Annotated in this window: 22 protein-coding genes; 13 read left to right on the forward strand and 9 right to left on the reverse strand. The window is 42.1% G+C overall.

Features of this window, described 5'->3' with window-relative positions:
- Window positions 1-68: 68 nt before the first annotated feature.
- The gene (gene cspD, locus TI10_RS20620) at window positions 69-290 is read right to left on the reverse strand and encodes a cold shock-like protein CspD (RefSeq protein ID WP_036814644.1); all 222 of its coding nucleotides are present in this window, start codon (window positions 288-290) and stop codon (window positions 69-71) included.
- A 343-nt stretch (window positions 291-633) separates the two neighbouring features.
- Here cspD and clpS point away from each other — a divergent pair, with 343 nt between their 5' ends.
- Together clpS and clpA are read left to right on the forward strand one after the other, a co-directional pair.
- Window positions 634-954 carry an ATP-dependent Clp protease adapter ClpS gene (gene clpS, locus TI10_RS20625; RefSeq protein ID WP_049585208.1) on the forward strand — a complete coding sequence of 107 codons (321 nt, stop codon included), beginning with the start codon at window positions 634-636 and terminating at the stop codon, window positions 952-954.
- A 31-nt stretch (window positions 955-985) separates the two neighbouring features.
- Window positions 986-3,262, forward strand: a complete 2,277-nt coding sequence (gene clpA / locus TI10_RS20630) for an ATP-dependent Clp protease ATP-binding subunit ClpA (protein ID WP_049585209.1) — start codon at window positions 986-988, stop codon at window positions 3,260-3,262.
- Window positions 3,263-3,345: 83 nt separating this feature from the next.
- Here the strand turns inward: clpA and infA are convergent, their stop codons facing one another.
- The 5 genes from infA to trxB form a co-directional block, all read right to left on the reverse strand.
- Window positions 3,346-3,564, reverse strand: coding sequence for a translation initiation factor IF-1 (gene infA / locus TI10_RS20635; RefSeq protein ID WP_002211347.1), 219 nt, complete (start codon window positions 3,562-3,564; stop codon window positions 3,346-3,348).
- Between the two features lie 156 nt (window positions 3,565-3,720).
- Window positions 3,721-4,413, reverse strand: coding sequence for a leucyl/phenylalanyl-tRNA--protein transferase (aat, locus tag TI10_RS20640; RefSeq protein ID WP_049585210.1), 693 nt, complete (start codon window positions 4,411-4,413; stop codon window positions 3,721-3,723).
- A gap of 6 nt (window positions 4,414-4,419) precedes the next feature.
- Window positions 4,420-6,168: a heme ABC transporter ATP-binding protein/permease CydC gene (gene cydC / locus TI10_RS20645; protein WP_049585211.1), complete on the reverse strand. Its 1,749-nt coding sequence runs from the start codon at window positions 6,166-6,168 to the stop codon at window positions 4,420-4,422.
- 2 nt (window positions 6,169-6,170) lie between these two features.
- The gene (gene cydD, locus TI10_RS20650) at window positions 6,171-7,940 is read right to left on the reverse strand and encodes a heme ABC transporter permease/ATP-binding protein CydD (RefSeq protein ID WP_049585212.1); all 1,770 of its coding nucleotides are present in this window, start codon (window positions 7,938-7,940) and stop codon (window positions 6,171-6,173) included.
- 133 nt (window positions 7,941-8,073) lie between these two features.
- On the reverse strand, window positions 8,074-9,033 hold the full coding sequence (gene trxB / locus TI10_RS20655; RefSeq protein WP_049585213.1) for a thioredoxin-disulfide reductase: 960 nt from the start codon (window positions 9,031-9,033) through the stop codon (window positions 8,074-8,076).
- A gap of 499 nt (window positions 9,034-9,532) precedes the next feature.
- Between trxB and lrp the strand changes: the two genes are divergently transcribed.
- The 5 genes from lrp (at window position 9,533) to serS (ending at window position 17,091) form a co-directional block, all read left to right on the forward strand.
- Window positions 9,533-10,027: a leucine-responsive transcriptional regulator Lrp gene (gene lrp / locus TI10_RS20660; protein ID WP_011145896.1), complete on the forward strand. Its 495-nt coding sequence runs from the start codon at window positions 9,533-9,535 to the stop codon at window positions 10,025-10,027.
- Between the two features lie 130 nt (window positions 10,028-10,157).
- The gene (locus TI10_RS20665) at window positions 10,158-13,517 is read left to right on the forward strand and encodes a DNA translocase FtsK (RefSeq protein WP_049585214.1); all 3,360 of its coding nucleotides are present in this window, start codon (window positions 10,158-10,160) and stop codon (window positions 13,515-13,517) included.
- Window positions 13,518-13,607: 90 nt separating this feature from the next.
- On the forward strand, window positions 13,608-14,219 hold the full coding sequence (gene lolA / locus TI10_RS20670; RefSeq protein ID WP_049585215.1) for an outer membrane lipoprotein chaperone LolA: 612 nt from the start codon (window positions 13,608-13,610) through the stop codon (window positions 14,217-14,219).
- 7 nt (window positions 14,220-14,226) lie between these two features.
- On the forward strand, window positions 14,227-15,570 hold the full coding sequence (locus TI10_RS20675) for a replication-associated recombination protein A (protein ID WP_049585216.1): 1,344 nt from the start codon (window positions 14,227-14,229) through the stop codon (window positions 15,568-15,570).
- A 231-nt stretch (window positions 15,571-15,801) separates the two neighbouring features.
- Entirely contained in the window at window positions 15,802-17,091 is a 1,290-nt protein-coding gene (gene serS / locus TI10_RS20680; RefSeq protein WP_049585217.1) for a serine--tRNA ligase, read from the forward strand.
- Between the two features lie 112 nt (window positions 17,092-17,203).
- On the opposite strand, the gene TI10_RS20685 is transcribed toward serS, so the two are convergent.
- Window positions 17,204-18,004 carry a BPSS1780 family membrane protein gene (locus TI10_RS20685; protein WP_074524990.1) on the reverse strand — a complete coding sequence of 267 codons (801 nt, stop codon included), beginning with the start codon at window positions 18,002-18,004 and terminating at the stop codon, window positions 17,204-17,206.
- 741 nt (window positions 18,005-18,745) lie between these two features.
- Here TI10_RS20685 and TI10_RS20690 point away from each other — a divergent pair.
- On the forward strand, window positions 18,746-19,066 hold the full coding sequence (locus tag TI10_RS20690) for a type II toxin-antitoxin system RelE/ParE family toxin (RefSeq protein WP_049585219.1): 321 nt from the start codon (window positions 18,746-18,748) through the stop codon (window positions 19,064-19,066).
- Window positions 19,056-19,340 (forward strand): helix-turn-helix domain-containing protein, encoded by a 285-nt coding sequence (locus TI10_RS20695; protein ID WP_049585220.1) that lies wholly within the window; start codon window positions 19,056-19,058, stop codon window positions 19,338-19,340. Before TI10_RS20690 ends, TI10_RS20695 begins: the two co-directional genes overlap by 11 nt.
- A gap of 265 nt (window positions 19,341-19,605) precedes the next feature.
- Here TI10_RS20695 and TI10_RS20700 read toward each other — a convergent pair whose 3' ends face one another.
- Window positions 19,606-20,406 carry a BPSS1780 family membrane protein gene (locus tag TI10_RS20700; protein WP_049585221.1) on the reverse strand — a complete coding sequence of 267 codons (801 nt, stop codon included), beginning with the start codon at window positions 20,404-20,406 and terminating at the stop codon, window positions 19,606-19,608.
- Between the two features lie 370 nt (window positions 20,407-20,776).
- Here TI10_RS20700 and TI10_RS20705 point away from each other — a divergent pair, with 370 nt between their 5' ends.
- Complete coding sequence (locus tag TI10_RS20705; RefSeq protein WP_049585222.1) at window positions 20,777-21,256, forward strand: Hcp family type VI secretion system effector; 480 nt, start codon at window positions 20,777-20,779, stop codon at window positions 21,254-21,256.
- Window positions 21,257-22,265: 1,009 nt separating this feature from the next.
- Here the strand turns inward: TI10_RS20705 and TI10_RS20715 are convergent.
- Complete coding sequence (locus TI10_RS20715; protein WP_074524991.1) at window positions 22,266-23,111, reverse strand: DUF4225 domain-containing protein; 846 nt, start codon at window positions 23,109-23,111, stop codon at window positions 22,266-22,268.
- Between the two features lie 501 nt (window positions 23,112-23,612).
- On the opposite strand from TI10_RS20715, the gene TI10_RS20720 reads away from it, so the two are divergent.
- The 3 genes from TI10_RS20720 to TI10_RS20730 all read left to right on the forward strand — a co-directional run bounded on the left by TI10_RS20720 (window position 23,613) and on the right by TI10_RS20730 (window position 26,185).
- Window positions 23,613-24,599, forward strand: a complete 987-nt coding sequence (locus TI10_RS20720; RefSeq protein ID WP_049585224.1) for an ABC transporter ATP-binding protein — start codon at window positions 23,613-23,615, stop codon at window positions 24,597-24,599.
- A gap of 82 nt (window positions 24,600-24,681) precedes the next feature.
- Window positions 24,682-25,398 (forward strand): ABC transporter permease, encoded by a 717-nt coding sequence (locus tag TI10_RS20725; protein ID WP_244161676.1) that lies wholly within the window; start codon window positions 24,682-24,684, stop codon window positions 25,396-25,398.
- A 4-nt stretch (window positions 25,399-25,402) separates the two neighbouring features.
- Window positions 25,403-26,185 (forward strand): ABC transporter permease, encoded by a 783-nt coding sequence (locus TI10_RS20730; protein WP_049585226.1) that lies wholly within the window; start codon window positions 25,403-25,405, stop codon window positions 26,183-26,185.
- Window positions 26,186-26,204: the final 19 nt, after the last annotated feature.

A 26,204-nucleotide genomic window follows, 5' to 3' on the forward strand; every position in this document is an offset into this window, starting at 1 on the left:
CGTTACGCCGCTAGTAATGACCAGCGGCGTGTGAATAATACCTGGTTATAACCCACAGGCCAGGCTATTTAGCCTTTGGGTTCGTTTTCAAGGGGAACAATAATACTGGCATGATTTCCCTTTGGGCCTTGGTGAACGCTGAAATTCACCTTTTGGCCCGCTTTCAGCGTCCGGTAACCGTCCATCTGAATGGTTGAGTAATGAGCGAATATATCTTCTCCGCCGCTTGCTGGGCAAATAAACCCAAAGCCCTTAGCATTATTGAACCACTTAACAGTACCTGTCTCCATACTTCTACATCCCTCGTTTAATAATTTCGGTTGAGATGAGCCATTAATATAACAGTCGTAAACAATCACATGTAAACAGTGACATTATCTATGTTTGTTCACAAAACATACTGTAGTAAAAATCAAATTCTCGTCAAGTACAGAACAAATGTCTGGTTGTTTTGAATGACTAAAGTTTGATATAGATAACGATATGAGTTTCGTTCATTCACTTTTATGCCGAGTTTTCATAGGGGAATAGTCTGTGGTAAAAGGAGTTGCCCAGAGAATGATAAGATAAATGGCAACATAATTTATTTGCTGGCAGTGGCTGGTGTTAGAGATTAATCCTGTTGGGAAAATAATGAGCGAGTATCATAACAGTTTGAAAATTAAGGAATCCGTTAAGAGTAAACGACAGCAAAAATTGCAGCCGCCGTCAATGTATCGGGTTATTCTTAATAATGATGATTACACTCCGATGGAGTTTGTAGTTGACGTATTACGAAAGTTCTTTTCTTATGATATTGAACGGGCAACACAGTTAATGTTGGATGTCCATTATCAAGGGAAGGCTGTTTGTGGGGTTTATACTGCTGAGGTGGCAGAAACTAAAGCGGCTCAGGTGAATATGTATGCCAGGGAGCACGGGCATCCATTACTTTGTACGCTGGAAAAAATCTGACCAGGTATACTGATTTTAGGGGGAGGTGCCTATGCTCAACCAAGAGCTTGAACTTAGTCTTAATATTGCCTTTGCTAAAGCACGGGATAACAGACACGAGTTTATGACTGTGGAGCACCTATTGCTGGCGTTGTTAAGTAATTCATCAGCGCGTGAAGCATTGGAAGCCTGCAAGGTCAATCTGGCTCAATTGCGTAAGGAGCTGGAGAATTTTATTTCACAAACGACACCGTTGTTACCTGAAAATGATGAGCGGGAGACTCAGCCGACGTTGAGTTTTCAACGTGTTCTTCAGCGCGCGGTATTTCATGTTCAATCCTCTGGGCGTTCAGAGGTTTCTGGTGCTAATGTGCTGGTGGCTATCTTTAGCGAACAGGAGTCTCAAGCGGCTTATTTGTTGCGTAAACATGATGTTAGTCGTCTGGATGTAGTTAATTTCATTTCTCACGGAACTCAAAAAGAGGACACTGAATCGGATCATCAGGAGACAGGCGCGCAATCTGCGGAAGAGCACTCTACAGGTGAGGATCGGTTAGAAAATTTTACGACTAATCTGAATCAGCTTGCTCAAAGAGGGCAGATTGATCCATTGATTGGCCGTCAGGATGAGTTGGAAAGAACAATCCAGGTATTGTGTCGTCGTCGAAAAAACAACCCATTGTTGGTCGGAGAATCGGGGGTTGGTAAGACAGCCATTGCAGAAGGGCTGGCATGGCGGATTGTGCAAAAAGATGTACCGGAGGTGATGGCTAATTGTACGATTTATTCGCTAGATATTGGTTCATTGCTGGCGGGGACTAAATATCGTGGTGATTTTGAGAAGCGCTTCAAAGCATTGTTAAAAACCCTTGAGCAGGATAAGAAAAGTATTCTATTTATAGATGAAATTCATACCATTATCGGTGCGGGAGCCGCATCAGGGGGGCAGGTCGATGCAGCTAATCTGATTAAGCCATTGCTGTCTAGTGGACGTATCAGAGTGATTGGTTCTACCACCTATCATGAATTCAGTAATATTTTTGAAAAAGATCGGGCGTTAGCGCGTCGTTTTCAGAAGATTGATATTGTTGAGCCTTCACCCGAAGAGACGGTACAGATTATTAAAGGGTTGCGGCCAAAATATGAAGCGCACCATGATGTACGTTACACCACGAAAGCTATCCGTGCTGCGGTTGATTTATCTGTGAAATACATTACTGATCGCCACTTGCCGGATAAGGCGCTTGACGTGATTGATGAAGCCGGGGCGCGTACTCGTCTGGTGCCGATTAGTCGCCGTAAAAAAACGATTAATGTATCGGATATTGAATTCGTCGTTGCTCGGATTGCTCGTATCCCTGAAAAAACCGTTTCCGCCAGTGATAAAGATGTCCTAAAAACACTGGATGAGCGGCTGAAAATGTTGGTATTTGGTCAGGATACTGCGATTGCGGCATTGACCGAAGCCATTAAGATGAGTCGTGCAGGGTTGGGTCAGGATAATAAACCGGTGGGTTCTTTCCTGCTTGCAGGTCCGACAGGCGTGGGGAAAACGGAAGTCACTGTACAGCTTGCCAAGGTGCTGAATATCAAATTATTGCGTTTTGATATGTCAGAATATATGGAGCGCCATACAGTCAGCCGTTTAATTGGCGCACCACCGGGATATGTTGGTTTTGATCAAGGAGGATTGCTTACAGATGCTGTGATTAAACATCCTCATTCAGTATTGCTGCTTGATGAGATTGAAAAAGCACATCCAGATGTATTTAACCTGTTATTGCAAGTTATGGATAACGGTACTCTGACTGATAACAACGGCCGCAAAGCGGATTTTCGTAATGTCATTTTAGTCATGACAACGAATGCGGGGGTACGTGAAACGCAGCGCAAATCCATTGGATTTAAGCAGCAGGATAATAGCTCTGATGCAATGGAAGAGATTAAGAAAGTGTTTACACCGGAATTCCGTAACCGTCTTGATGGTATCATTTGGTTTAATACGCTTTCTATCGAGGTTATTCAACAGGTAGTTGATAAGTTCATTGTCGCCTTGCAGGCACAATTGGATGAAAAAGGCGTTTCGCTGGAGGTCAGTGCGGATGCTCGTCAATGGTTATGTGATAAAGGCTATGATAAAGCAATGGGCGCTCGTCCAATGGCGCGGGTTATTCAGGATAGTTTGAAAAAACCGTTGGCGAATGAACTCCTGTTCGGCTCATTAGTTCACGGTGGCTCGGTAAGTATTGGCTTGGATAAGGCAAAACGCGTACTGACTTACGATTTCAGCAGTGCTTATAAGCAGAAGCCGGAAGATGTAGTGCACTAATAAAGAGCGACACCACAGGTGAATACAACGTTGCTAAATACAATGTTGCTACCTGTGGTGTAATACCTGAAAACGGTAATGAATCAGCGGCTACGGAAGACGATACGGCCTTTGCTCAGGTCATATGGGGTCAGCTCAACTGTAACCTTGTCGCCTGTCAGGATGCGGATGTAGTTTTTACGCATTTTACCTGAGATGTGAGCAGTGACTACGTGCCCGTTTTCTAACTCAACGCGGAACATAGTGTTTGGTAGCGTGTCTAGCACGGTACCTTGCATTTCAATATTGTCTTCTTTGGCCATCTAATCCTCTAAGTTTAATAACCATCGTTTTTAACGGGCAAGATAATGCCGAAAAACCCTCATTATGTAAAGGAATGTTGTATTTTAACCCGTTATTTTGCAAATGGTGCATGGTGATATTCGCGTTATAATCAACATGAATCGGTCAAATGTTGATTATAATTCCAATACTTGTTGTGACCAGCAATCGGGTCTTAATGACCGATTTCTGAATCGATAAAGATACCGAATAAATTCCTCCCTGGGGATCTCTTTTGCGCCTAGTGATGCTGTGTGATGGTTAAGCACTTGACAGTCCAATAGTTTACCACCGTGTCGCAGAAAATGGTGATAGAAAGCAATGAGTGCGCATTTGGATGCATTTTCCATTCTGCTAAACATAGACTCACCGCAGAATAGTGTGCCAACGCTAACACCGTACAAACCACCAACAATCCGTTCATTGTGCCAGACTTCTATTGAATGCGCTTGTCCTGTCTGATGTAATTTCTGATAACTTTGTTGGATATCCCGGCCTATCCATGTTCCTTCCTGTCGTTGAGCGCAGAAATAAACCACCTGTTCAAAGGCATGATTCACTGTAATACGGTATGGGTGATTGCGCAGAAACCGGCGTAATGTTCGGCCGATATGCAATTCACCCGGAATGATTACCGCACGCGGATCGGGGGACCACCAAAGTGGCACTTCACTGGGTAAAAACCAAGGGAAAATACCTTGATGGTAAGCCGCATTTAATCGTTTAGCGGATAAATCTCCTCCTACCGCTAGTAGGCCATTAGGCTCGGTTAATGCCTCTTTTGGGTGAGGGAAATCATATGAATCAATATCCAGTTGAGTTATTGGCATCGTGTGTTACTGCTCCGGTTCAAGGCGAATTCGATGTTGCCGTTGATGAAACTGATAATAGCGACCTTGCTGAGTCAATAATTCATCATGTTGCCCTTGTTCAATAATGGCGCCGCCATCCATGATGTAAATACAATCCATATGATCAAGTCCGTACAGGCGGTGGGTGACAATAATCAATGACTGATGCTGACAATGCTGACGCAGTAGAGACAGAATTTGCTGTTCAGTGTCCGCATCGAGCCCTTCGGTAGGTTCATCCAGCAACATCAGTGGCGCCGAGTGCAGCAACGCTCTGGCAATTCCCAAGCGACGCTGTTCACCACCTGACAACTGACGACCACCTTCGCCCATCCAGCAGTTTAGCCCCTCATCGGTTTCCAGTAGGTTGCTTAAACCTACCTGTTTCAGCACAGTTTCCAGTTCATCATCGGCTGCATTGGGTTTTGCTAGTAATAAATTCTGGCGCAAAGTATGACTGAACACATGCACACGTTGTGGAACGACTGAAATCATACTGCGCAGAATTGATTCGTCATAAGCGGTAATCGGATGTTGATTCAGATAGATTGTGCCCGAATCAACATCCCAAGCTCGGGTCAGTAATTGTAGCAAGGTAGATTTACCACAACCGGTTTTGCCTAACAGCGCAATATGCTCTCCCGCTTTCAGGCAGAGAGAAACATTTTTCAGAACAGCCATTGGCTGATCAGGATAGGTGAAACTGATATTTTTAATATCAATACTCGCTTGCGCTGAACTTTCCGGCCCTGATGTAGGAAACGCTACTTCTGGTTCTTGCTGCATCAATTGAGAAACACGAGTTGCAGAGGTAATGACTTGCCCTAGATGTTGGAATGCAACCGTGACAGGGCCCAGACTCTCAAACGCGGCAAGAGAACAGAAGACAAACAGTGCGATTAATGCCCCTGGTTGGTTGTTTCCTCCTACGTCGTTAGCTGCCAGCCATAAGATCAATGTGACAGTCATACCAGTGGCAAAAATCATGATTGCCTGTGACAAACCGGTCAGGTTCGCTTGTTGCTGCTGACGTCTTAACCAACGTGACTCAATATCGGCCATTGACTTGCGGAAACGGCCAACAGCACCGAATACCATCAATTCGGCTTGCCCCTGCAATGCCGCGGTGAGTTGGGTACGGTATTGACCACGTAGAATAGTTAGATCGCGGCCGACGGATTGACCGGCGTTATAAAATACCAATGGCAGCAGGATCAACAGGGCTAGCATAATACCGCCAAGAGTATAGGCTAATGTGAGATCCAGAAAACCAAGGCCGAAAGTGAGAACTATAATAACGATAAAAGCTGATAATATCGGCGAAATCACTCGTAAGTAGAGATGATCCAATGTTTCAATATCAGCGACTAACCGGTTTAATAATTCGCCTTGGCGAAAACGAGCTATGCCTCCTGGTGAAAGCGGCAAAATTTTCTGAAAGGCAAACACTCGTAAATGTGCCAGTACCCGGAAAGTGGCGTCATGGCTAACCAACCGTTCAGCATAGCGCCCGGCAGTTCGAAGAATGGCAGAGCCGCGGACACCCGCAGCCGGTAGCATATAGTTGAATGTATAACCGGCAAGGCCGGCAAGTGCTGTTCCTGCAAGGAACCAGCCAGAGAGGGTTAATAAACTTATACTGGCGAGTAGCGTAACAACGGCCAGAACCATGCCTAAACTGATAAGAAGCCAATGACGGCGATAGAGCGCCAGAAAAGGAAGCAATACCCGCATGATTACAGCTCCTCACTTCGATGGGATAGCAGACGGGTGAATACCCCTTGAGATTGGCTTAGCGTCTGGTAATCTCCCTGTTCGATAATTAACCCTTTTTCCATGACTAAAATCTGATCATATTCCAGCGTTTCTTCTAATTGGTGGGTAACTAACAGGGTCGTCTGATGATGAGATGCCTGATTGAGTGTCTCCATAACCCGTTGTTCGCTATGTGCGTCCAGACTGGCGGCAGGCTCATCCAGTAATAATAACTGGCAGGGTTTCAATAGGGCACGGGCAACAGCGATACGTTGGGCCTGACCAATGGATAATCGTGCAGCATTATCACCGATGATAGTATTTAGTTCATCGGGTAAACCATGAATGAATTCGGTGACATATGCTTGTTCCATAACCTGATGAATTTGCTGTTGATTGGCATTAGGTTGGTTCAGGCGAATATTATCAAGCAAAGTCTGCTCAGGCAGATGTGGATTTTGCCCAACCCAACTCAGTTGATTACGCCATCTCTGTAGATCCAACTTACGCAGCTCAGCGCCATTAATTTGTATTGAGCCACGATAGGGCAGGAACCCTAACAGTAAATTCAAGAGGGAACTTTTACCTGCTCCGCTTGGACCAACTAATGCCACCCGTTGATTTTTCTCTATAGTAAAATTCAATGGGCCAGCAAGCCGGTTGCCATCGTGGGCCAAAATTTCCAGATCATTAGCAATGATGGTCAACGAATCTTGGGTATTTAGCGTCTTATCACCGCCGGCAGGCGCATGTTCGCCATCACTGCTCAATAAAGTCACTAATGCTTCTGCGGCGCCAACCGCCTGTGCTTTAGCGTGATAATAAGTACCCAGATCGCGTAATGGCTGGAAAAATTCCGGGGCGAGGGTTAACACCAGAAAACCGGCAAACAGGGTAACGCCCATCCCGTAACTGCCAAAATTAAGTTCCCCCAGATAGGAGAAACCAAAATAGACAGCGACAATAGCAATAGAAATGGCAGCAAAGAATTCCAGTACCGCGGAAGAAAGGAATGCTAACCTCAGCACTTCCATCGTCCTAAGACGGAAATTTTCGGTGGATTCGCTGATTTGTTGCGCTTCTGCCTTGCCGCGATAAAACAGGCGCAACGTTTCCAGCCCACGTAGCCGATCCAGGAAATTACCGCTTAACCGGCTTAGCGCGACAAAATTACGCCGATTAGCGTCTGCGGCGCCTAAACCAACCAGTGCCATAAACAAGGGAATCAGCGGAGCCGTCGCGAATAAAATTAGCCCGGCAGCCCAGTTAACAGGGAATAGGGTGATCAGGATAAGAATAGGGATCATGACGGCAAGAGACATCTGCGGCAGATAGCGGGAATAATAATCCTGCATATTTTCTATCTGCTCAAGAATAATGGTTGCCCAGCTACCGGCTGGTTTACCTTTAACCCACACTGGACCAAGTTGCTCAAGCTTATCCAATACCATAGCGCGGATTTTCTGACGCACGACTTTACCACAGATGAAACCGATCCGTTCCCGAATAGCGCTGATGATTGCCCGTAGCGCAAAGGTGGCTGCCAGCAACAAAAATTCATTTGAGATGTGCCCGCGCGGAAGGTTATCCATGATTAAAGCTTGCAGAATTGAGGCTAGTAACCAAGCTTGAGTGATAATCAACAATCCACTGATTAAGCCGAGTAACATGGACAGGCGGAGCCAGCGTTGGGCCGGGGCACTTTGCTGTTTCAGCCAGCGAACCAATTCATACTGTCTTATTTTGTCCATAGAAAAAAATTCTAATCTAGCAGGTGAGGGTATGGTGTACCAAAAGGCTGGACATATCCTATGTGTCAGCATCCTGCTGATATGTTACATGTTAAAAGGCGCTACCGAAATAGCGCCTTGAAAGAAAAAGAATTTATTTATCGGCTAGCCCATCCAGGAAACGTTCTGCGTCAAGGGCTGCCATACAACCTGTACCGGCGGACGTAATTGCCTGGCGGTAGGTATGGTCCATGACGTCGCCGGCGGCGAATACACCGGGAATTGAAGTCTGAGTGGCGTTACCCTGCAAACCGGATTGCACTTTGATGTAACCATTATCCAATTCTAATTGGCCTGCAAAGATAGCGGTATTGGGAGTATGGCCGATAGCAATGAATGTGCCGGTAACAGCCAATTCTTCTGTAGCGCCACTTTGGGTATCGCGTAGGCGAACACCGGTAACGCCCATATTATCACCAAGTACTTTATCCAGAATACGATCAGTGTGCAGGATGATATTGCCATTTTTGACTTTATCCATCAGGCGACCGATTAGAATCTTCTCTGAACGGAAAGTATCACGGCGATGAATTAGGTGAACTTCTGCTGCAATATTTGCCAGATATAAGGCTTCTTCTACGGCGGTATTACCGCCGCCGACAACGGCGACTTTCTGGTTACGATAAAAGAAACCATCACAGGTTGCACAGGCTGAAATACCACGACCTTTGAATGCTTCTTCAGAAGTCAAACCTAGATAACGGGCAGAAGCGCCTGTTGCGATAATCAGTGCGTCACAGGTATATTCTTGTTCATCACCATAAAGGCGTAAAGGCCGGTTTTGCAGATCAACTTTTTGAATATGGTCAGAAATGATTTCGGTTTGGAATTTTTCAGCATGTTGGTGCATGCGTTCCATTAACCCAGGGCCGGTCAGACCTTCCGGATCGCCAGGCCAGTTTTCGACCTCGGTGGTTGTAGTCAACTGACCGCCTCTTTCAACCCCGGTAATAAGAACCGGATTTAAATTTGCTCGGGCAGCGTAAACCGCAGCAGTATAGCCTGCTGGACCGGAGCCAAGAATAATGAGTTTGTGGTGTTTGGCGGTGCTCATGAATACCTCATTCCATTTATCACCTAATCGAATATCGAGCGATTGTAGGAGAAATAGGAGGGTAAAAAAAGCTAAAAGACTCATGTTACTAACGATTTTACCGATAGATATTAACTAATAATGACTTTAACCTGAGAAAAGTGTTCTTTTAGTGCTGTTTGAATATCATTTGCTCGTTTTCAATTAATGGTAGACTATCGAAACGATTAACTGAAAATTTGTTCCACAGGTTGTTCTGATTTTTGCTCATTTACTTTGACAATCGGCTGTGCATTTGCGAAAACATCACTGTAAGAGATAATTATCCACCTCGCTAAATTCGTTTCTATAAAAATCGACATGTGGGTAATCCTCTTTTGTGTAGCATTAAAAAAATGGCCTGTGAGCTGCTTTACGCTGATAGAGCGAGGCTTTAACTTTAAGACATCTTTTCCAACTCAAACTTAGAGAGATAGGGGAAAATGTTATGGGTGTAGGAAAATAAAGAGAGATCAACAAGATGATAGATAATAAAAAACGTCCGGGAAAAGATCTTGATCGCATAGATCGTAATATCCTAAATGAGCTACAAAAAGATGGGCGAATTTCTAACGTAGAACTGTCTAAACGGGTAGGTTTGTCTCCAACCCCGTGCCTGGAGCGTGTTCGTCGTCTGGAACGTCAAGGGTTTATTACTGGATACACGGCATTGCTGAATCCTCACTATTTGGATGCATCTTTGCTGGTATTTGTTGAAATTACTTTAAACCGTGGCGCTCCAGATGTTTTTGAACAATTCAATGCTGCTGTGCAAAAATTGGAAGAGATTCAGGAGTGTCACCTGGTTTCCGGTGATTTCGACTATCTACTGAAAACCCGCGTACCAGATATGTCCGCTTATCGTAAGTTGCTAGGCGAAACTTTGTTGCGTTTGCCAGGTGTTAATGACACCCGCACATATGTTGTAATGGAAGAAGTTAAGCAGAGCAACCGTCTGGTCATTAAGACGCGCTAAAATCTTACCAAAAATGTACAGGTGCAAAACTGGAAAAACTTAGGTACACTCCTGTTTATGCATACAGTTTCAACGCTGAGCTATCTCGGCGTTGTTCCGTTAAATCAACAGGAAACCTGGAGAGCCTTTCTTGAGCCAGGAATATACAGAAGATAAAAATATTAAGTTAAAGAGACTGAGTAATGGGCGCAGGCTGTTAGAGGCTGTATTGCTTGTTATTGTTATCCTAGCGGCTTATCTGATGGTCGCGCTTGTCAGTTTTAACCCTTCTGATCCCAGTTGGTCTCAGACTGCATGGCATGAGCCGGTGCATAATTTGGGAGGAAGGGTTGGCGCATGGCTGGCCGATACACTGTTTTCTGCATTTGGTATTCTAGCTTATGCCATTCCCCCGGTGATGATATTGGGTTGCTGGAGTGCTTTTAGGCAACATGATGACAGAGAATATGTCGATTTCTTTGCGTTGTCTTTGCGCGTTATTGGCGCATTGGCAATCGTCTTAACTTCATGTGGATTAGCGGCATTGAATGTTGACGATCTCCATTACTTTGCTTCCGGCGGTATTATTGGCAGTTTGTTTAGCAGCGCAATGTTGCCTTGGTTTAATGAATTGGGCGCAACTTTAGTCTTGCTGTGTATTTGGGCAATTGGATTTACGCTATTTACTGGCTGGTCATGGTTGACTATTGCTGAAAAAACAGGGGCCGTGATTCTGGGAGCAATAGGATTTATTACCAACCGTAGCCGTAATGAACAAGAATATACGCCATACGATGAAACGGCTATTGAGCGGGAAGATCTCGCCGATGATAAAACAGAACCTGAATTCACAGCGGCTGATATTGATCATGATGATGTGTTATTTACCGCACCTTCAGCCGCAGAGTTAGCAAAAACTGAACTGGATGAGCCAGAATCAGTGAAAACAGAGCTCGAACAAGAACAGCCAACGGATATTCCTACCATTAATATGGCTGATATGGATGTTGAACCTGAAATTCTGGTCAATACATCTGATGATATTGTACAGCCTCAGTCATTAGTGGAAGAGAGTGAAAAGAATAATAACGATGAACCTGTTCGTTATACGTTTGAAATTCCTGCTGAGTACCATTTTGAGCCTATCTCTGAGTTTAACCGTCAAGCGGCGCCAACATTTGAACCTGCCGAAAATAGCCAAAACAGCAGTGATACTTTCACTTTTATGCCTGCAACAGAGCCAAAAAATACAGAGCAAAAAAATGTTATAGCCGCAACCGCTGCAATGGTTATAACGGGTAACTCTCAGATTAAACAAGGAATCGGGCCAGAACTACCTCGTCCTAATCCTGTCCGTATTCCAACCCGCCGTGAACTGTATGGCATCAAAGTTCCCTCACAACGTCTTGCAGAACAACAGCGTGAAGAGGAAGCCAAACAGCAAGCAGATGGATCGGATGGTGATATTGAGGCTAATAAGCAGCAAGAAGCTTTGTTACGCCAGCAGTTTCTTGAACAACAGCGCGAGCGGTATCATATTACGACGGATACAGAAGAACAGGTTTCAAGCCAGCCTCATATGAACCGGAACCCATTTGAGCCGGAAAATCGGCCTCAAGCAGCAACAGAGATTGTTAAACAGAGCGTTGAGCAGTCGCGACATAAGCATTATCAGGAACAACGTCACCAAGAGGAAAAAGAGTTCTCTGCTCTGGAGAGTTTATCGATTTTAAATAACTTCTCACCGGTTGAAGATTTAGTTGAAAAAGAACCGGCAGAACCGTTGTTTATGCCTTCTGTTCAATCAGCGCCGGAAAATCGATCAGAACGGCCCACAGAAATTGTTTTTGCGCCGGCATCCGTACACAATGTTGTACAGCAACCGCAGCAACCGCAGCAACCGCAGCAACCGCAGCAACCGCAGCAACCGCAGCAACCGCAGCAACCGCAGCAACCGCAGCAACCGCAGCAAGATAGCTTATTTCATCCATTTTTGGTTCGTAACGATCAACCGTTGCCAAAATCAACGACGCCAATGCCTTCGCTCGATCTATTAACCAGTCCTTTAGCCGAAGAAGAACCTGTTGATATGTTTGCCCTTGAGCAAACCTCCCGTTTGATTGAGGCGCGTCTGAGTGATTATCGAGTTAAAGCTGATGTCGTGGGTTTCTCACCCGGCCCGGTGATTACCCGGTTTGAGCTGGATTTGGCCCCAGGGGTTAAAGCAGCACGTATTTCCAACTTATCAAGAGACTTAGCTCGTTCTTTATCGGCGGTCGCTGTGCGTATTGTTGAAGTGATTCCGGGTAAACCTTATGTTGGTTTGGAATTGCCGAATAAAAAACGTCAGACGGTCTATTTGCGTGAAGTATTGGATTGTGAAAAATTCCGCGATAATCCATCACCACTAACCATTGTGTTGGGTAAAGATATTGGCGGCCAACCGGTTGTCGCGGATTTAGGTAAAATGCCGCATTTGCTGGTGGCGGGTACGACCGGTTCGGGTAAATCTGTTGGTGTCAACGCTATGATCCTCAGCATCCTCTATAAAGCAAAACCAGAGGATGTCCGCTTTATTATGATTGATCCAAAAATGTTGGAGTTGTCAGTCTATGAAGGTATTCCGCACCTGTTAACCGAAGTTGTTACCGATATGAAAGATGCCGCTAATGCACTGCGCTGGTGCGTTGGTGAAATGGAACGCCGTTATAAACTGATGTCTGCATTAGGGGTGCGTAATCTGGCGGGTTATAACGAAAAGGTTAAACAGGCAGAGGAGATGGGGCGCCCAATTCCTCACCCATTCTGGAAGCCCGGTGACAGCATGGATGTTACTCATCCGGTGCTGAAAAAAGAGCCATACATCGTTGTCATGGTCGATGAATTTGCTGACTTAATGATGACAGTAGGTAAAAAAGTTGAAGAGCTGATTGCCCGATTAGCACAGAAAGCGCGTGCGGCGGGTATCCATCTGGTTCTGGCGACTCAACGTCCATCGGTCGATATTATTACTGGTCTGATTAAAGCGAATATTCCGACGCGTATTGCTTTTACGGTTTCCAGCAAAATTGATTCCCGCACCATCCTTGATCAAGGTGGCGCTGAATCCCTGTTGGGCATGGGAGATATGCTTTATCTGGCGCCAAACTCCTCGATTCCAGTGCGTGTTCATGGCGCATTTGTTCGGGATCAGGAAGTTCATGAAGTGGTGAATGATTGGAAAGCCCGCGGTCGTCCAGAGTATATTGATAGCATTCTCAGTGGTGGTGATGATGCTGAGGGGGGCTTAGGCCTTGACGGTGATGAAGAGTTAGATGCTCTGTTTGATCAAGCAGTTCAATTCGTGACGGAAAAACGACGAGTTTCGATTTCTGGTGTCCAGCGTCAATTCCGTATTGGTTATAACCGAGCGGCGCGTATTGTGGAACAGATGGAGGCACAGCAGATTGTCAGTGCTCCAGGTCATAATGGTAATCGTGAAGTATTGGCGCCACCGCCACATGAGCGTTGATAGTGAATATTGAACGTTGAAAACTCTGATAATAAATCACGGTAATAATGCTGAGAAAGAAGTAATAACGTTGAGAAAGGTATCTCTTACATGAAAAAGCTGATATTGATTGGTTGTTTAATGGCTGGCATGAATATCAATGCGGTATGGGCAAATGCTAGCCAGAATTTGCAGGAACGTTTGGGTAAAGTAAATAGTTTTCATGCCAGCTTTACTCAAACAGTCACCAGTGATGACGGGGCAACAATTCAGGAAGGTGAAGGGCAATTGTGGGTTAAACGTCCAAACCTATTTAACTGGCATATGACATCACCTGATGAAAGCGTTTTGGTATCGGACGGTAAAACGTTGTGGTTCTATAATCCGTTTGTTGAACAGGTAACGGCTAATTGGCTGAAAGATGCCACAGGTAACACGCCGTTCATGTTAATTACACGCAACGATGCTAAAGATTGGTCTCAATATAAAATCAGCCAGCAAGGGAATGATTTTGAACTGACGCCGAATAATGTCACTGGCAATCTGAAACGCTTCTCGATTACCGTCATGACGGATGGCACTATCCAAAAATTTTCTGCTATTGAGCAGGATGGTCAAAAGAGCGATTATCAATTAAAAGGGCAGCAAAATACCCAAGTGGATGCGGCAAAGTTCAGTTTTACGTTGCCGAAAGGGGTTACGCTGGATGATCAGCGTCAGTGAGGTTTAAGTGAACAACCTGTCACTCGATTTTTCACAAAATGAATTCCAGCCACTGGCCGCGCGTATGCGGCCGATGACATTAGAGCAATATATCGGCCAGCAGCATTTACTAGCGGAAGGAAAACCACTTCCAAGGGCTATCCGGGCTGGACAATTGCACTCCATGATTTTATGGGGGCCGCCGGGGACGGGCAAAACAACATTAGCTGAAATTATTGGGCATTATGCTCAGGCTGATGTTGAACGGATATCCGCGGTCACTTCTGGTATCAAAGAGATACGTGAATCGATTGAAAAGGCGCGCCAGAACAGGCATGCAGGGCGTAGGACTATCCTGTTTGTTGATGAAGTACATCGTTTTAACAAAAGCCAACAGGATGCTTTTCTGCCACACATTGAAGATGGCACGATCACCTTTATCGGCGCAACCACAGAAAACCCCTCTTTTGAACTGAATTCCGCATTACTTTCACGGGCACGAGTTTATCTGCTTAAATCATTGACACCAGAAGAGATTGAGCAAGTACTTGATCAGGCGATGAATGATAAAGAGCGCGGTTATCATGGTCAGAATATCGTTTTGCCCGAAAATACCCGTCACATGATTGCGGAACTGGTTGCTGGCGATGCTCGTCGTTCATTGAATTTACTGGAAATGATGGCGGATATGGCAGAAACCAATGCTCAGGGACAGAGGGTTTTGACACCGGCGCTATTGAAAGAAGTCAGTGGAGAACGAAGCGCTCGTTTTGATAATAAAGGTGATCGTTATTACGATTTGATTTCAGCACTGCATAAATCTGTTCGTGGTTCTGCACCTGACGCTGCGCTTTACTGGTATGCCCGGATCATTACCGCTGGCGGTGATCCGTTATATGTTGCCCGTCGTCTATTGGCGATTGCTTCCGAAGATGTTGGTAATGCTGATCCTCGGGGAATGCAGGTAGCCATTGCTGCATGGGATTGTTTTACTCGTGTTGGGCCGGCAGAAGGTGAAAGAGCGATTGCTCAAGCCATTGTTTACCTTGCCTGTGCGCCGAAAAGTAACGCTGTTTATACCGCTTTTAAAGCAGCGATGGCTGATGCGAAGGAAAAACCGGATTATGATGTTCCTGCACATTTGCGCAATGCGCCGACAAAATTGATGCAAGAGATGGGGCTTGGCGAGGAATATCGTTATGCTCATGACGAATCTAATGCTTACGCTGCGGGTGAAGTTTATTTTCCGCCTGAGATGCGGGAAACCCGTTATTATCATCCGACTAACCGCGGGTTAGAAAGTAAAATAGGCGATAAACTCGCCTGGCTTGCTGAACAGGATCAAAATAGCCCGATAAAACGCTATCGCTAACGTTATTGTTGCGGTAAGGTTGACGGGTAAAAACACCTTATGGCCCATCAACTTGTGTGGGCCTATTCATATCATCTATACCCTATGGATTTCAAGGTGCATCGCGACGGCAAGGGAGCGAATCCCCGGGAGCATAGAGAACTATGTGACCGGGGTGAGTGAGCGCAGCCAACAAAGAAGCAACTTGAAAGATAACGGGTATAACTTAATAACGACAAGCACAGGACTAGCATGCTCGATCCAAACATACTGCGTAATGAGCTAGACGCAGTCGCCGAAAAACTGGCTCGCAGGGGTTATACCCTTGACGTGGATACGCTGCGCAAACAAGAAGAGCGCCGTAAAGTTTTACAAGTTGAAACTGAAACCCTGCAAGCAGAACGTAATTCCCGATCGAAAGCTATTGGTGCAGCGAAAGCCCGTGGTGAAGATATTGATCCGCTACGTCAGGAAGTGAACCAGTTAGGTGAAAAGTTGGATACAGCGAAAGCCGAACTGGAAAAACTTCAGGCCGAAATTCGTGACTTGGCTTTAAGTATCCCTAACACTCCAGATGACTCTGTACCGGTAGGTAAAGATGAGAACGATAATTTGGAAGTGAGCCGTTGGGGTGAGCCGCGTAAATATGATTTTGAGATTCAAGATCATGTTTCATTGGGTGAATTGACCAATGGTCTGGACTTTGCCGCCGCAGTTAAACTGACTGGTTCGCGCTTTGTAGTGATGAAAGGTCAAATTGCTCGTCTGCATCGGGCGTTGGCGCAATTTATGCTAAACCTTCACACAGAGCAGCACGGCTATTTGGAAACTTATGTTCCCTATCTGGTTAACCATGAAACCTTATATGGTACGGGCCAATTGCCGAAATTTGGTGAAGACCTTTTCCATACCAAACCGCTGGAAGAAGAAGCAGAAAGCCATTATGCGTTGATCCCGACCGCTGAAGTTCCGATAACCAACTTGGTTCGTGGCGACATCTTGGATGAAAATACATTGCCACTGAAAATGACCGCTCATACCCCTTGCTTCCGTTCAGAAGCGGGTTCTTATGGTCGTGATACTCGTGGCCTGATCCGTATGCACCAGTTTGATAAAGTTGAGTTGGTTCAGATTGTTCATCCTGATGAATCAATGGATGCACTTGAAGAATTAACTGGTCATGCTGAGAAAGTCTTGCAATTACTAAATCTGCCATATCGTAAAGTCTTATTGTGTACGGGAGATATGGGTTTTAGCGCATGTAAAACTTATGATCTGGAAGTATGGTTACCGGCTCAGAACACGTATCGTGAAATCTCTTCTTGCTCTAATATGTGGGATTTCCAGGCGCGCCGTATGCAAGCGCGTTTCCGTGGTAAAGAAGACAAGAAAACGCAATTACTTCATACCTTGAATGGTTCTGGTCTGGCTGTTGGCCGTACTCTGGTTGCAATTATGGAAAACTATCAGCAAGCTGATGGTCGTATCGAAATACCCGAAGTATTGCGTCCATATATGGGCGGATTAGAATATATCGGTTAATTATTATATTAATGAAAAGCGCCAAATTTTGGCGCTTTTGGCTGTCTACTTTATTAATTACAAATTTACTGAAAATAAAATTACCGAATTCAGTAAATAATAACTGTATCTTTTAGTTAACTAACGTCGATGATTTCTCCTTACCGATAAAAATGCCGCGGTAAGAGGAATAATAGCTGGCGAAAAGTATTGGTATACAAACTAAAAAGCCTAATCCTAAAGTTACTACGGAAAGTACTATCATTAACCCAGAGATAATAAAGAATAAGAAACCGGGTAATAAATTCTTCTTCACTGCTTCCAGGCTCATTGATACGGCAGCACCAAATTTCAAATTATGAAGAATGATTAACGCTGGTGCAAACCAGGTTAAAGCAGCAGCAATGATGCTGAAGATAAACAGAATAAAGACACCAAGAAGTAATGGAGACAAATCACTTGGGAGTATTTCAAGAGGAATTTCACCATATTGATTAGCTAAGAAGATATTGGTCACTGCGCTACCACCGGTAATAAACATTGCTATGATGCCAAGGAGCATGATGCCAAATGATAAAGCACCAACGCCAAGCAGTGGAGCAAAGTTTTTCTGAAATCCGCTGAATAACAGCCCTAGTTCAAATTCTCCGGTAGTTCTCTGTTTTTCACATAGAGCAATAATACCTCCAGACAGTACTGAACTCAAAATCCCTGCAAATATCCCAAGGAAAGGAATAAGCTGTAAACCAGATATGATAATGAAATAAATGATAACAAGTAGTATCCACATACCCAATTTACGTTTGACGAGATTCCATGCTTGACTAATCCATTCCATACCATCGGTGCTACTGAGGGATTGGCCTCCAGGGATAAATACCTCCTGATTATTGGATATAGTGTTGGAATTAAGACTTAGGTTATTATTATCCATGTGTTTTCCAATTTAATTATTGATTTGTAATTTATTGAATTGCTTTTTCTGTCTGCACTGTAAAGTCACAGTCAGCCGTAAAAAGCTGGCAAGTATAATATATTAAATTTATTAATCAACAAGCACTAAATAGGAGTAATTAACTAATGGTGTGGTGGATTTATAAGCAATGTATTGCTTAACTTGAGCAAGTGGTTTTATATTTACCTAAATAACTAAGCTATTTCTGTAATATATTCTAGTTTCTCTCATATGATTTAATTAATATTTTTATTCCAATGCCGGTTTTTCATCATCGATTATTTAAACGTGTTACGACTATGTGAAATTTTTTGTTTAAGCAAGTTTGCTAGTTTGCTTAATACAGTGATTTGTCATTTTACTACTTTGTTAATCAATTTAGACCCTGTTTTTCTTGCTAATCTCAGTATAACTTCGGATTTTTTTACCCATTTTAAACGGGTTGATGCTCTGCGATAAAAATACAGCCTCTAATGACCATCAATCGGGGTTAATCGGGAAAAATGACAGGAGTTTTCCCATTAAAACATGAAATTAAATAATGGGTGATTCAGCTTCTGGCACAGTGATGCCATTGAGATAACGCAAAGGCCTTGTTTTGTCTCTTATCGTCCCAAAACTGATGGTGTTGGCGCTGATTGATGTAATTCACTGATGAGTTAAATTAACCCTTGATTTAAATATACCTATGGATTAATTTTTTGTCAAAGGGGGGTATGTATGTTTGAACTGATATTTCACGAAGAAGCTGACAACGAAATCCAATCATTGGATGAGGTCATGCGAGGTAAAACGTCACTGGCGCTTGACAAGCTTGAAGCGAGGGGGAACATGTTGCGGTACCCGGCAACGGAGCCGTTGCGTGATGGATTATTTCAGCTTAGAGTTGGTAATAAAGACATCACACGAACAATTTTTGCTTATGCCACTGGCCGGCGAATTTACATACTCCGCACGTTTATCAAAAAAACACCGAAAACACCGGCATCTGAAATTAAGCTTGCATTACAAAGGTTAGAGGAGATGAAAAATGAAAGCTAAAGGCATTCCGTGGTCAGAAGTCAGGGCACGGGCTCTTGCTTCTCCTGGAGCTCAAGCCGCTTATAAAGCAGCTAAACAGGAAGAGGAGCTTTACGAGCTAATCCAAAGTATGAAACAGAAAGCGGGTATTAATAGTTCACAGTTAGCCGAGAGACTAGGGATCACCCCGCCCGCTGTTGCTAAAGTTGAAAAAAACCCGATGAAAGCCAGTATTGCGACACTTGAGCGCTATGCTGCTGCGTGTGGCGTCAACCTCAAAATTAGTATCGTTTAACTCTATGTCCGCCTCTTGGATATTAACTAAGAGGCCGGACATTATTCAGATGGAGAGCTACAGGCATGAAACCGATCGATTAATCTCAGTATAACTGCGGATTTTTTTACTCATTTTAAACGGGTTGACGCTCTGTGGTAAAAATACAGCCTCTAATGACCATCAAGCGGAATTAATCGGGAAAAATGGCAGGATTTTCCCATCATAAAAAAGCAAACCTCGTTTAAAATAGCGAGGTTTGTCAATCTAAGTATTTTTTAGCCAATTAAAATGTGGATGATTTTTCCTTACCGATAAAAATACTGCGGTAGGAGGAATAATAACTAACTAAAAGTATTGGTATAGAGATTAGAAAACCTAAACCAAAAGTCATGACTGAGATTATGAAAATAACTGTTACGGTGATAAAGAATAATAAACCGGGCAATAGATTCTTTTTCACCGCGGCTAGGCTCATTGATACGGCAGCACCAAACTTTAAATCATGGATGACAATTAGCGCTGGTGCAAACCAGGTCAATGCAGCATTCACAAATGAGAAAACCATCAGAATAAAAATACCAAGAAATAATGAGAACAGACTATTTTGGAGCATTTCGGCTGGGATTTCACCATGTTGAGCGGCGGTTAATAGGATATTAATTACGGCACTACCACCGACAATAAACATTGCGATAAAACCTAGGAGTATAATACCAAGCGTTAAAGCACCAACGCCGAGCAGTGACGCAAAATTTTTCTGAAATCCGTTAAATAGTAGCCCTAGTTCAAATTCTCCGCTAGTCCTTTGTTTTTCGCACACGGCAATCATGCCGCCGATAAATACTGGGTTAAATATACAGGCAAATATCCCAAGAAAAGGAATAAGCACTAAACCAGCCATACACATAGAATAAATAATGTAGAGCAGTATCCACATGCCCCATTTATTCTTGACAAGTTGCCATGCTTGACCAATCCATTTCACACCTTCTGTGCTACTAAGGGACTGACCATCAGGAATGAATACTTCCTGATTATCTTCGGGTATAGCATTGGGATTTGAATTTACGTTTTGGTGATCCATATACGTTTCCAATTAATTTGTTGATTAATAATATATTAAATCGCTTTTTTGATTACATCTCGGAAGATGCAGTCAACTTGAGAGATATGGTAAATATATTATATTAATTCTATTGTTCAACAAGGGTTAAATATAAGTAATGAGCAAAAAAATAAATAATTTTCGTGCAATGTGTTGCTAAATGTTTTTAATTGTATCAAATTGATAATAATTGTAATAAAGTGTTTCAATATTACCTGATAGCTGAATTTAATTAACTTTTAATCCATATAATCGGAATGATTTTAATTCCATTGGATATTTTTCCTGTAGAATGGAAATTCCTACTAATAGTTAGTAGTTGGTATTTTAATGCTAAGAAGGAACACATATGTCAGACTTAATCTATTTAACTTTAAAGGGCCGTAGGCAGGGATTGATATCGGCAGGTTGTTCATCGATAGATTCAATAGGAAATAAAGGTCAATTAGATCATACAGACCAGATATTCATATATAATCTTAATCATTCTTTAACTTGGGATCAGCATGCTAAGCATCATCCCATAACATTTAAAAAACCTGTTGATAAATCATCACCGCTTTTGGGAATAGCGATGTCGGAAAATGAAGTATTGGACGGTATCTTTGATATTTATAGAACGAATCAATCCGGGATTCAGGAGTTGTATTACACTATAAAGGTAATTGAGGCGACGATAGTTGATTTAGCTGTTTATCACCCCCATTCTATAACACATGCTGGCGCACAGCCGCAGGAAACGATATCTTTACGTTATAAGAGTATCACATGGACTCATCATATAGCAGGGACAAGTGCTTATAGTATTTGGGATGATCGCATTTATTAATTTATTTGCCGGTAAAATAGTGTTGTTTTACCGGCAAAATTACCACTTGTTTTTCCTATAATGTTTTCCGCATGCAATCATAAATGTAATGGTACACGAGAAAGATAGTATAAAAGAAGTGTATAGCATAAAATCATTATCTGATGTGGATATACCAAGAAACGGAATTCTACCAGTATAGGCAACATTTAGATGAAAAATGTTAGATGCCATCATAAGTAATATAGCTAAAAGATTAATGTAAACATCATAGGGAATTAACAGTTTCTTAAAAGAAAAGTATAGAGGATAAAGTGTAAGTAAAAAAATAATGTATAAATAGTCAACCACTTCCTTCTTCCCGCAATATGATTGAAGTTTATAGACAAGAAATTCATTAATTCATTTTTCCTATAAGATCACCATTTGTTTTTCCTATAATATTTACCATGAGCAATCATGTATACAATATTGTAAATAATAACTAGAACAATAGAGCTATAAAATAAAAAATCATTATCAGATGTAGATACATCGAAAAATGGAATGTAATCAAAATTAAAAACATATAGATGATAACAAATAAATGACATTGCAAGTAATAAAGATGAGAAATTAACATAGACATTATCAGATATTAAGAGCTTTTTAAAAGCAAGATATAGGGGATAAAGTATAAGTAATGAAAAAATGATATATGCATAGCCCATTTATATCTTATTCCTTAATATGATCTATATTATCCATTATATTTATTTGATGACAGTTCGTCTCGCTATTATATAAGGAACGCAGCTTAAATAACTTAAAGCTAAAGAGTAATAATGTAAAAATTCATTGTCAGTGATATCTACATTGAAAAAAGGTATTGAATCGAAATTAAAAACATAAAGATGAAGTGCTGAAAGAACCAATGGTAATATTATTGCATAAAAATGGGGGTAAAAATTAGATGACATCAATAGTCTTTTTATGCAGAAATAAACAGGGAATAGAAGAATTAAAGACAATGAAACATAAGCCAAATTCATCAATAACTCCTCGCTTGACCATATATAGTGTTTAAATCGCCAACAATTTCTAAAATTATATCTTCTGTACCCATCATTTTAATTCCCTGATTTTTTAATCCCCAAAGCAGATCAGCATTAATATATCGATATAATCGTTGACTATCTGGTTCAAGCTTGTAGCCAAGTAGTCCATTAATAGACATACCAACATCAACCGATGTATATACCACATCAGCATCGCGTTTATCCATTCCAAAAGCTTTTTCTCCAACTCCTTCATAGACGAATTTAACTGGCCCAGTATAGCTTTCGCGATAAAGGATATAATAGCCACTTTCAACAATATTATTAAAGCCATGAGCCATCAATGATGCTCCAAGTGCTGCTCCAACACCGCTATCAACAGCCAAAAATCCACCGACGAGTTGTATACTGCCAGATACAAACCCAATCCATGAGATAATCAAATTGGCTGTCTCATCATTCCTGCCTCTGGCATTTTCATTGTTGACCTTTTTCTTTACAACGATGGCTTGCCTGACTCTCTTTTGGGAAAGCATTGCATCTTGTTCTTCTAACGACTGGATTTCTTCGTCTAATAAAGCTATTGCTTCAGAGATTGAGATTTCTCCGGTATTTATCTTTGATGTGTTTTCTTGGCAATAGGCCATGACTTCACTGATAAAATGGTCTTTGGCCAGACTCCATTTTACATATTTATCGGCAACACTGTTCATAAGCACCATCAGCTCATTTTGTTTATCCATTTGAATTTTTAGAAGTTTCCTTTCTTCATCGGTACTACTATCCAAGTACCCTCTGGCCGAAGGATTTCTTTCGTAGAATTCATCTAAAGCATCCATAATGAGTAACCTGTTCTTTGGAATTTGGCTTAATATAGTGTTATGTACTAAAAATATACAATTGAAATTATAAGTCAAGGTTTATTTTTACTTGTAAGGGGATTTTTTTAGTGTGTTTTAGACGCAGGATCGATAAATAACAGTTCTTTATTTTTTCCTAAATGTGTTTTTATTTTATATTTAATAATAATAGTATCACCGTTTGGGCTGTCTTGTATTTAAGATTTAAGCGGAGAGATAAGGAGCAATCATGCTTTTCTTTCAACTAAAGTTAATAAATCACTCTTTTATTAAGGGAGTTAATAGGGTAAATTAAGTTGGCTATTTAATTAATTTATTAATTAAATCTCCCGTTTAATCTATTAATATTTATATATTTTATCAAGGAGTGCTTATGATGTTAAGAACAGCAACGGTCCATTTATATTCCAGAAGAATAAATTATTTCTCTGTGTTTGAATTGCGAAACAGTTACTTAAACAATTCTGTAAGTGGGTTCCTATGAGCATTATTCAAGTAAGAAATTTGAGCAAATCCTACAGTATCTATACTAAAAGCCCGGGTCTGTTAGGTAGTTTAAAATCATTTGTTAAGAGAGACTATGCAGTAGTACAGGCGGTGAAGGCGATTAGTTTCTCTGTCGAAGAAGGAGAAGTTATTGGTTTTCTTGGTGCGAATGGAGCAGGGAAAACAACGACTATGAAAATGTTGGTTGGCATCATTCAGCCTTCTTCGGGGGATATTAATGTCTTAGGGCATACCCCTTATAAACGTAGGAATGAATATTTAAAGTCAATATCATTTGTGGCTGGGCAGAAACAGCAACTTGCTTGGGATCTTACGCCTAATGATTCCTTTATACTCAACAAGGTTATTTATGATCTCGACGATGATGAATTTTCCAGATGTCGTGAAGAACTTGTTGAATTGCTTTCTATTGGTTCAGTAATTAACCGGCCAGTTCGTAACTTGTCTCTTGGTGAGCGCATGAAATGTGAATTGGCTTTGTCATTGTTACATAAGCCAAAGGTTCTGTTTTTAGATGAACCGACTATTGGGCTAGATGTAAATATGCAGCGCGTCGTCCGTGAATTTATCCTGCACTATAATCAGACTCACAAAGCAACAATCCTGTTAACTTCTCACTATATGGCAGATGTAGAAGCACTTGCACGACGTGTCATTATTATCAATTCAGGGGAGATTGTTTATGATGGCCAGCTTTCGCATTTGATTACGAAGCGTTCGCCTAGAAAGATTGTAAAGGCGAGTCTTTCAGGTCCAATTCGATCGGAACTGAGTTCGTTACCTGGCTTGTTATTTTATGACGGTCACGATATTGAATTGATGGTAGAGCGTGACGCGCTATCTTCTGCAATGACAAGATTGATGTCGGAACGAGTTGTTCTTGATATCTCGATCCATGATGAATCGATAGATCGTGTGTTGGAGAGATACTTGACTTCAAATGGTGAGTCTAATGTTTAAGTGCTTTAAGCGGACCCTACAGTTATGGAAGGTGCTTATCGGCCAATCCTTCTCACAGGCGATTATATATAGAGCGCAGTCGATGGTTTGGATGATTGGTGGTGTGATGCCCATCGCTGTGATGTTAGTTTGGCTTAGTCTGGTAAAAGGGGGGGCTATTGGAGGCTATACGTCCAGCGATTTTGCGGTTTATTTCCTTGCCATTTATCTGGTACGTCAGTTGACGACTATTTGGGTAATGCAATGCTTGGATAGTGATATCCGCCGAGGGGAGCTTTCTATGCTATTATTACGCCCTGTACCTCCCCTCTATTGCTATATTGCGGATCACGTAGGACAAATGATTGTCCGAGGACCGATTATATTAGTGGTTTTTATTTCTGGTATTGTTTTAAGTGGTAATTTGCAACGCTTGGATATCTGGAACTTTTTGGTTTTTTTGCCCTCACTCATGCTTGCTTGGATTATCATTTTCCATCTTTATTATTGTCTAGGTTTGTTGGCTTTTTGGATTAATAACGCAATGGCGTTTGACCCATTGCTTTGGGCGCTTTATACGATACTTGGGGGATCGCTTATTCCTCTTGATTTATATCCGCCTGGTATTGCAGGATTATTAAAAGTTTTGCCTTTTGCATCGGCATTGGATTTCCCAGTACAAATAATATTAGGAAAATTAGATCATAATGAGTTATTAATAGGCATCTTAATACAGTTATTTTGGGTTATAGCGCTCATGTTAATTCGTGCTTTGCTATGGTCGATAGGATTAAAGAGATATACCGCCTCAGGAGTCTAATTAAATGCGATACGGTTTGCTATTGTTGGTATTGATAAGGAATTCTTTCGTCTTAGAACTTGAATTTCGGCTAAATGCTTTGGTTAATTTGATTAATTCCTCCCTTGCTTGTCTATTGGCTTTACTTGTTCTGACGGGATTCTTTGGTCAAGTATCTCAAGTGGGAGGATGGAGTTTCAATCAAATGGTTGCTTTGCTTGGTGTAACTCTGATCATCGAATCGCTAATCGATAGCTGGTTATTTCCAAGTATCCATTCCTTATCGGAATACATTAGGCGAGGCGATTTGGATTTTATGCTCATTCGTCCTATCGACCATCAGTTTTTTATTACATTTCATCGTTTTAATGTATGGGATGGTGCAAATTTTGTCGTTGGCTATATAGTTGTTTTGGTGTCTATGCATCAACAAGATGCCTTGATATTTTCAAACTTTGTGCAGTTTAATCTGGCGCTATTATTGGGCACATGTATTTTCTATTCTCTGTTTATGTGTTCAAATCTCATTGCCTTTTGGTTCACTAAAGTTTCTGATGTGTGGATTATTTGCTATTCTCTTATGGATATAGGGCGATTCCCTGTTAGTGCTTATCCTGGGGCTATGCGATTTGTTCTGAGTTTCATATTACCAATTGCTTTCGTAAGTAATGTACCTGTGCAAGCTGCTTTGGGCATGCTTGATTTCGGCACGTTAGCTATGGCTTTTATATATGCATTAGGGGCGTTATTTTTCACCCGATACCTCTGGCTTAAAGCTCTATCAAGATATAGTAGTGCAAGTAGCTGATGAAATGTATTTAAAGAAA

It is taken from the genome of Photorhabdus luminescens subsp. luminescens (assembly GCF_001083805.1).
GTDB lineage: Bacteria > Pseudomonadota > Gammaproteobacteria > Enterobacterales > Enterobacteriaceae > Photorhabdus > Photorhabdus luminescens.

Bases quoted from the DNA above. Each gene is read 5' to 3' on its own strand.
- cspD (WP_036814644.1), bottom strand. From the start codon at position 290: ATGGAGACAGGTACTGTTAAGTGGTTCAATAATGCTAAGGGCTTTGGG.
- clpS (WP_049585208.1), top strand. From the start codon at position 634: ATGAGCGAGTATCATAACAGTTTGAAAATTAAGGAATCCGTTAAGAGT.
- clpA (WP_049585209.1), top strand. From the start codon at position 986: ATGCTCAACCAAGAGCTTGAACTTAGTCTTAATATTGCCTTTGCTAAA.
- infA (WP_002211347.1), bottom strand. From the start codon at position 3,564: ATGGCCAAAGAAGACAATATTGAAATGCAAGGTACCGTGCTAGACACG.
- aat (WP_049585210.1), bottom strand. From the start codon at position 4,413: ATGCCAATAACTCAACTGGATATTGATTCATATGATTTCCCTCACCCA.
- cydC (WP_049585211.1), bottom strand. From the start codon at position 6,168: ATGCGGGTATTGCTTCCTTTTCTGGCGCTCTATCGCCGTCATTGGCTT.
- cydD (WP_049585212.1), bottom strand. From the start codon at position 7,940: ATGGACAAAATAAGACAGTATGAATTGGTTCGCTGGCTGAAACAGCAA.
- trxB (WP_049585213.1), bottom strand. From the start codon at position 9,033: ATGAGCACCGCCAAACACCACAAACTCATTATTCTTGGCTCCGGTCCA.
- lrp (WP_011145896.1), top strand. From the start codon at position 9,533: ATGATAGATAATAAAAAACGTCCGGGAAAAGATCTTGATCGCATAGAT.
- lolA (WP_049585215.1), top strand. From the start codon at position 13,608: ATGAAAAAGCTGATATTGATTGGTTGTTTAATGGCTGGCATGAATATC.
- serS (WP_049585217.1), top strand. From the start codon at position 15,802: ATGCTCGATCCAAACATACTGCGTAATGAGCTAGACGCAGTCGCCGAA.
- TI10_RS20685 (WP_074524990.1), bottom strand. From the start codon at position 18,004: ATGGATAATAATAACCTAAGTCTTAATTCCAACACTATATCCAATAAT.
- TI10_RS20690 (WP_049585219.1), top strand. From the start codon at position 18,746: ATGTTTGAACTGATATTTCACGAAGAAGCTGACAACGAAATCCAATCA.
- TI10_RS20695 (WP_049585220.1), top strand. From the start codon at position 19,056: ATGAAAGCTAAAGGCATTCCGTGGTCAGAAGTCAGGGCACGGGCTCTT.
- TI10_RS20700 (WP_049585221.1), bottom strand. From the start codon at position 20,406: ATGGATCACCAAAACGTAAATTCAAATCCCAATGCTATACCCGAAGAT.
- TI10_RS20705 (WP_049585222.1), top strand. From the start codon at position 20,777: ATGTCAGACTTAATCTATTTAACTTTAAAGGGCCGTAGGCAGGGATTG.
- TI10_RS20715 (WP_074524991.1), bottom strand. From the start codon at position 23,111: ATGGATGCTTTAGATGAATTCTACGAAAGAAATCCTTCGGCCAGAGGG.
- TI10_RS20720 (WP_049585224.1), top strand. From the start codon at position 23,613: ATGAGCATTATTCAAGTAAGAAATTTGAGCAAATCCTACAGTATCTAT.
- TI10_RS20725 (WP_244161676.1), top strand. From the start codon at position 24,682: ATGGTTTGGATGATTGGTGGTGTGATGCCCATCGCTGTGATGTTAGTT.
- TI10_RS20730 (WP_049585226.1), top strand. From the start codon at position 25,403: ATGCGATACGGTTTGCTATTGTTGGTATTGATAAGGAATTCTTTCGTC.